The organism is Alcanivorax sp. DG881 (assembly GCF_000155615.1).
Classification (GTDB): domain Bacteria; phylum Pseudomonadota; class Gammaproteobacteria; order Pseudomonadales; family Alcanivoracaceae; genus Alcanivorax.
Map to the genome: position 1 here is coordinate 121,465 of NZ_DS989915.1, position 7,150 is coordinate 128,614.

Below are 7,150 nucleotides of genomic sequence, written 5' to 3' on the forward strand. Positions count from 1 at the left end.
GTTATGCGTGTTTTAGCGATACGATTAATCTGGTCTGTCTTCATTTTCTTCAGCTCTTTAGGGGTTGTTGAAAGCGCTGAGCTTGTTCAGGGGCTGGGAGGGGAATCTGGCTTTGGCGATTTGGCTATGGGAAGAAATGATGATGGCTCTTCGCAACGGATAGATATCACATCGGTCTTTCCGGAAGGCGTTAATTTTTTCTCAGGTAAATATGCGAAAATGCATATTAACAATAATGGGAATGTAACGTTTGATAACCGAGTTTCTTCATTTACACCATCCCCTTTCCCGATAGCGAATCGCCCTATGATTGCCCCATATTGGGGTGATGTAGACACGCGAGGAGGGCTTTCAGATAGCGAGGATCTCCACTCAAACCAAGTTTATTATGCGTTGTTAGGCGATGGCCGTATTGTGGTTACGTGGTATAAGGTCGGTTATTACAGTGCTAATAAAGATAAATATAATACGTTTCAACTGGTTATGACGAACAGGGGTGATATTGGCTCTGGGGATTTTGATGTTGAGTACCGTTACTCGAGATTGGAGTGGACTACCGGCGACGCTAGCGGTGGAAGTGGTGGTCTTGGTGGTGTGCCCGCACAAGTTGGTTTTGATGCGGGGGATCAAGAAAACTACTATGCGCACCCTGACTCTTTAACAGAAAATGTCTTGGGTCTGGTTGACACGAGCAATGTGGGAGAATCAGGGGTTTGGCGTTTTCAGGTTAGAAATGGTGTGGTTGATGAGTCTCCTGATGAGTTACTTTCAGATGTAAGTGTGAAATTGTCAGTCCCGCTATCTGTTGATGTCGTTTCTACTAGCTTCTCTCAAGCTCCAGTTTCTTCTTATAAAAATGGCGATGATTTTGTTTATGAGTGGGGCTTTGAGAGCTTTCAACTTTCACAATTGGAAGAAATTGACTTTGACTTGAATGTTCCAGGGGCATCGCCGGGAAGTGTTGTGCCGGTGATAAGTGAAGTTTTTCTATCCTATTACAATTCAAAAGGTGAACATATAGAGAGGGTCTTGGGAGGGGAGAGTTTAAATGTTTTACAGTACTCGTTTTCTGGCTTGGTAGATGTTGACCGGTTCTCTTATACGTATAACCAGAAAGTGAAGATTGGTTCTAATATAAAAAGCTTAAGTGGCTTTGATTCGGAAGTGGATGCTGCAATAACCATTCGTGATGCTTCAGGGTTTGTTGTGGCGGATGTGCAACAGCTGTCAGATTTGTATGTGCCAGCTGGGTCACAATTGAGCCTCGGCGATTCAGAATGGAATACAGGGAATGCCTATTCTGGTGAATATTCCGTGCATTTGGCTCTGTATGGGCAAGAAGGTGAATTGGTAGGTGAGATAAATAAGACGTTCGTTATCGTGCCGCCAACTGAGGCGCAAACAGCAGCAAAAATCACAACGGATAAGAGAGATTACTTTCCTGGTGAAGTTGTTGCTATTCAGCAGCGAGTGAGTAACCCGGCCCCAAATGCCCAACTGAATGGTGCCTTGACCAGCACTGAAGTATATTCGCCAGATGGGACTCTGATTTGGGATAAAGAATCATTATTGCCTCAAATAGGGCCCGGCAGTCTTTATGATGACGAATATGATCTCGATTTTTCAGGCACTCCCGGTGAATATTCCATTGCACTAAATGTGTATGACCCTGCAGGTGTACTTTTAGCTGCAGACAATGCGTCATTCGACATTCTTTCTACTGCTTTAGATGGCGCAGGGTTGAAGGGTGATATCCAGATCAATGCGGATCCGATGTTTCGATCCGAGTACCTGACTATCAATACTACAGTGCGTAATGAGGGTAACGCGGACATGTCGGATGTCCCGGTAACCCTCTCCATTGTCGACCCTGAAACAGAACAAGTAGTCGCCCAGTGGCAAAGCCGTGTGGATGAGCTCCCCATTGAGGAGAGTGATGCAAGTAGCCAGTCGTGGCTTGCCTTGGCCCCCATTGGTGCGACCTATGCGGCTGTCCTTACAGCTCATGTGGGTGGCAATGAGCGTATTCTTGCCACTCGTACCTTCTCCATCGCCGACAAACTACCAGCAGCCTTTTCCCTTGAAGGCAAGGGGCGCCTGCTGGCCTTGGTCGATGGGACGGCAGCAGGATCCTGTCAGGGTGTGGGTCAGTTGGATCTGCACTTCCAGCCTGATGTCGTGCTGCTTCCCCGGGATCAGGTCCTGCTGGAAGTCTACTCCGCCGGCGGCGATCTTCTTGATGCTGAAACGGTGTCGATAGGCCAAGCCTCTGGTGTACTTAACAACAACCCGGGCACCAAGGCCGATGTGGCAATACTGCGAAGCAGTGCCAGCCATGTGGCCTTCACGTTGGCGCCAGTTAACCAGGCAGAGTTGTCGTCTCCTGTCCGGGTTGTGGCAACCCATTGGCAGAATGGTAATCCCGTTTTGCATGACAGTGGACTGCTGACCCCTGACTGCCAGTCGCTTTATGCCGGGTTGCAACAGGAAAGCTATGTCATCGATCAGGTGCTGGCGATTGATAGCGCGGAACCCTATGGCCCGGATGGCGCACCCACCGCCTTGTCTCAGCGTCGCTTCCTGCAGCAATTGCTGGAAGAGGCTGGTTGGTCCTATACCTTGGTCAGCACGGCGGACGACTTCGTTCGCGAGTTCGAGACCGGTGGTTATACCGTTTATGGCTTGTTCCATGAAGCGGTCAAAATACCGGAAAGCACACAACATGAGCTGGTCGGTGCCGTAGCTGATGGCGCCGGACTGCTCTATGCCGGGTATCACGACAAGCGTAATGGCCGGCTGGAATCAGCCTTGGGCATCAGCGCTCGTGGCAAGCTACCCAAAGTTCGGGGGATCGCTCTGGGTGATTCGCCCATCCATGCCGGAGAGGACAGCTTTTCTCTGGCTCTCCACGGCAAACCACTGCGTGTACAACTGAATGGCGCCAATGCGCTGGCGCATTATTTGCCGTCAGGGGGCGTATCCGCCACCGACTATGCCTATGGGCAGGGGCGGGGCGTCTACATGGGCTTCGATGTCTTGGCGGAAGCCACTGTCGCGGGGCTTGAGAGTGCCCAGGCAAGTCTGATTGCCCGTGCTCTCGATCATATCCACCCGCAAGCGCTGTCTCCCGTGGCAGGAAAGGTGATCCCATTGAGCTTAACGCTGACCAACCAGGGGCTACCTGTGGCGGGTCAGGTGAGTTTGATCTTGCCGCCTGGCTTCGAGGCAGTTGACGTGGGTACAGGCCGCCTGGCGGATGATGGCAGCCTGCTTTGGCCCTTCCATATCGAAGCAGGCCAGGAGCAGCAATGGCAATTCTGGATCAGGCTGCCGGATCAGCCCGGGGAAATCAGATTGCAGGGGAAAATCGACGTGGGCACAGATCAAGGCTTGGTGGAATACGGCCCTGTGGGGACGGGGACCACTCTGGACGTATTGGGGCAGTAAGGGGGAAGAGCAATGACATCGAGAACAGATCAGGATTACGGTAAGCGTTTGCTTCATGAAACAGTAGAGCGCCAACCTTTGGAAGAGGCCCCGGCCATCGAAGTATTGCGGGAATCACGCCGCTTCTTCCGAACCGTTGCCATCAGCATTCTGGCGCTCTTCCTCAATGCGGTCATCTGGCCTTCCTGGGCCCTGGCTATCGAAACCGAGCGGCAGAAAGAGCAGCATCGTCAGACACAATGGGAGGCCAAGAATCAGCACCTGCACCAAGTGCTCAAGCACGTGCGCGACAAGACCAACGACCGTAAAGCGGTAATTGACCGTCGCCTGACGGAAGAAGGGGGCACACTCGATAATGTGCTGACGGCCATTGGACTAAGCCAGCTAACCCTGGAAGAGACCAGTGATCTCGCCTGGCTGGCCAAGCGTGCCGACAAGCTGCACCAGAAAGCGCTCAAGGCATTCCAGAAAACAGAGCAGAGACTGAAAAACAAGAACCTGCCTGCCCGGGTTCGCCAACGCAATGAGCACGCAAAGGCGGAATATCAGAGCCGCTACGAAGCCATGCAGGCGCGCCTGTCAGCCCTGCTTGATGCGGAAAGCCTCAGCGAACAACAGGAAGCAGCAGCTTCCCTGAAACAATGGATGGACGGCTTCACGCTCAGCAAGCCTCGCGATCCTTTCGATCCCAATAATCTACCCTGGAGCACCCCGGACCCGAGCCAAACGCCAAAACCGGCGGAAAGCGCCGGCGAGCTGAGCGCCCGCAGCGGGTTTCCGCTTTTCGAGCAGGGAGTGCAACTGGCCAGTAATGTCATCACTCCTGATATGCTGGGCAACCCCGGCGGCCCCACCGAAGATGACCTGGCCGCAACGCTGGACGCACCCCTTTCCGAAGCCATCAGCGCAAAAGCTGAAGAGCTGGACGATGACCCGGTAAAGATCTACCAGTGGGTACGCAACAATATCGAGTTTATCCCCAGTTACGGCTCCATACAGGGGGCGGAATACACCTTGCAACATGGCAAGGGCAACGCTTTCGACACTGCCAGTCTGCTCATCTCGCTGCTGCGGGCGGCCAACATTCCGGCACGCTACGCCTTTGGTACCGTACAAATGCCTGCCGACAAGGTGATGAACTGGGTGGGAAATGTGAACACCCCGGAAGCAGCGGGGAACCTCTTGGGGCAGGGCGGTATTCCCAACATCGGTATGGTTTCCGGGGGCAAAGTTAGCCATACGAAGCTGGAGCATGTCTGGGTAGAGGCCTGGATCGACTATCAACCCAGCCGGGGTGCCGTACACCGGATAGGCGATAGCTGGGTGCCCATGGATGCGAGCTTCAAGCAGTATGAATACAGCGAGGGGATGGCCCTGGAAGAACAGGTGCCCTTTGATGCGGAAGGCCTGGCGCAGACTATCAAGGAACAAAGCACCATCAATGAAGAAGAAGGGTGGGTGCAGGGTGTGCCACAGCAGGCCATGGAAGATTCCCTGACGGACTATCGTGCCCAGTTGGAGAGCTTTCTGGAGAACCAGGCTCCGGATGCTTCAGTAGGCGATGTGCTGGGCACACACAGCATCAAGGAGGTCATCCACGAACAACTGGCAATCAGCCTGCCTTATGAATTACTGACCCGTAAGCTGGTGGCATCCGAACTGCCGGACAACCTGCGCTGGAAGTTCCAGTATCAACTCCACACCAGTCTGTATGGGACGCCAGGCACCCAGCTATTGAAAATCGAGCAGCCCACCGTCGCCCTTGCCGGCAAGAAGCTATCCCTGTCCTTCAAGCCGGCCACCCCGGATGATGAGGAGACTTTGGCCAGCTATTTGCCGGAACCGGATGAAAATGGCGAGATCGACCCCAATGACATACCGGATACCTTGCCGGGCTATCTGATTGCACTGACCGGTGAGTTCGCTATAGGCGATGATATAGCGGCGACGGCAGTAAGCAATACAGCGATGGGTGAAGAACTGCTCTCAGAAATGGGCTACTGGCAACCGGACCGTGGCTGGAAGACCTCACGTAACCAGCCGGTAGCGGGCGAATACCGGGCTCTGGCGCTGAACCTGCAAGGCATCAGCCAGCAACAGGCGCAAGCCCTGCAAACCGATCTGGAGTCTACCCAACAGAAGCTGGAATCAGAGGATTTTGCCGGCTTGACCAAGCAGCAAGTCGTGGGTGACCTGCTGTATAGCACCATTCTGAGCTACTTCGCCCTGAACGACGTGCAGGATCAGATCGCCCAGAAGCAAGCCAACAGCATAGGCTATCGTGCGCCGAGTTACGGTTTATTCAAAACGAGCATGACGCCGCAGTATTGGTTTGGCGTACCAAGGGATGTGAAAGCCGATGGTTTGACCATGGATGTGGATCACATGACCGGCACCAGGGTTGATAAGGAAAATGACCATCAGCGCTGGGTTTCCGTCAATCGTGCCCAGGGCGCCAGAATGTCGGCCATGGAGCACCTGGTGCCGGAGAAGATGTTCAGCACCGAGGAGGCCCCGGCTCATGGTATCAGCGCGGTTAAAGCGGTCCAGATTGCGGCGGCTGAGGGCCAGAAGATCTGGACGATTACTCAGGATAACTTGTCTATCGCCCTTCCCAATTTACAGCTTTCCAGTGAAATAAAGAGCGATATTCGGAATTCTGTGAATGCAGGCAAAGAAGTAACTGCGCATGAGAGGCCAGTTAACTTCTTTGGGCGTCAATCTACTGGGTATACTGTGATTGACCCGCACACAGGAGCTGGTGGCTACCTCATCGGGGGTGGAGAGAATGGTTCTGATACATCAACGGATTTGGATTCTTTGAAATCTTGGAACTTCTTCTATGGGGTTGTGGCTAGGTTGTTTAAATTAACTGATAGTGCTAGGTTTTCATCAGTTTTTGGTTTTGTCGCTACCTTGTTAAGTGTAGGGCAGCAGTGCTCATCTAGAGATACGCGGGATATTATAATAGGCGCAACTTTGTTGGCTCTTCTCTCTATATTCTTTTCTGCGATTATTATCGGTGTTTTTGCTCTGGGGTCTATTTTCTCAACAATATTGTTTGTGATTGTTTCTCAGATACAGAAAATGATATTAGATGCAGCAATATCTCGCAGGAGGGGGTGTCAATGACGCCATTTCCCTTTGATAACGATAACTTCTATGTCCAGTTTTTCTTTTTGACCATGTCTGGATTCATGATGGGCTGCTTCTTTTGGTATGTACTATTCGTAAAGATTAGAAAGTGGGATAGAACAAAAGGCGTGATAATAAAGAAAATATGGAAAAAAAGCAGAGTTAATAATGAGGTGTCGGGATCGGTTGATGTTCAGTACGAATATACGGTTGACGGGAAAAGATATAAAAATAATAAGGTGGGCATAAAGGATAGTGCTTTTCCTCTCTTTTTTGTTGGGCAAAACCCTAGGTTGGCGAGAAAAATTTATATTCGATCCTTGTCTAATAAGAAGATTTGGATTTATTACGATAGAAAAAAACCTAGTATTAGCTGTCTTGATCTTGGTATGGATAAGGGGTTCTTGGCTTTTATGTTTTTTTGTTCCTTGGCTTTTATAGTATTTGCTTGGTATTGATTTTTAATCATCTTTTGGCATCAAGGAACTCTTGGCCGGCTATCTGATTGTCCTGGCTGGTGAGTTCGCCATAACAAGACCGTGGACACTCAGAGCACCGGGCAAAGCAG

At 51.5% G+C, this 7,150-nt stretch carries 3 protein-coding genes; all 3 read left to right on the plus strand.

Annotated elements, in window-relative coordinates:
* Positions 1-3: 3 nt before the first annotated feature.
* Genes ADG881_RS17165 through ADG881_RS00555 form a run of 3 tightly spaced genes read left to right on the plus strand, consistent with a single transcriptional unit; the run spans position 4 to position 7,040 of the window.
* Complete coding sequence (locus ADG881_RS17165; protein ID WP_050760097.1) at positions 4-3,447, plus strand: nidogen-like domain-containing protein; 3,444 nt, start codon at positions 4-6, stop codon at positions 3,445-3,447.
* Positions 3,448-3,459: 12 nt separating this feature from the next.
* Positions 3,460-6,579, plus strand: coding sequence for a transglutaminase family protein (locus tag ADG881_RS00550; protein ID WP_007149565.1), 3,120 nt, complete (start codon positions 3,460-3,462; stop codon positions 6,577-6,579).
* Positions 6,576-7,040: a DUF3592 domain-containing protein gene (locus ADG881_RS00555; protein WP_039925854.1), complete on the plus strand. Its 465-nt coding sequence runs from the start codon at positions 6,576-6,578 to the stop codon at positions 7,038-7,040. Before ADG881_RS00550 ends, ADG881_RS00555 begins: the two co-directional genes overlap by 4 nt.
* Positions 7,041-7,150 lie beyond the last annotated feature (110 nt).

Coding starts and splice junctions, on each gene's coding strand:
- ADG881_RS17165 (WP_050760097.1), top strand. CDS start 4: ATGCGTGTTTTAGCGATACGATTAATCTGGTCTGTCTTCATTTTCTTC.
- ADG881_RS00550 (WP_007149565.1), top strand. CDS start 3,460: ATGACATCGAGAACAGATCAGGATTACGGTAAGCGTTTGCTTCATGAA.
- ADG881_RS00555 (WP_039925854.1), top strand. CDS start 6,576: ATGACGCCATTTCCCTTTGATAACGATAACTTCTATGTCCAGTTTTTC.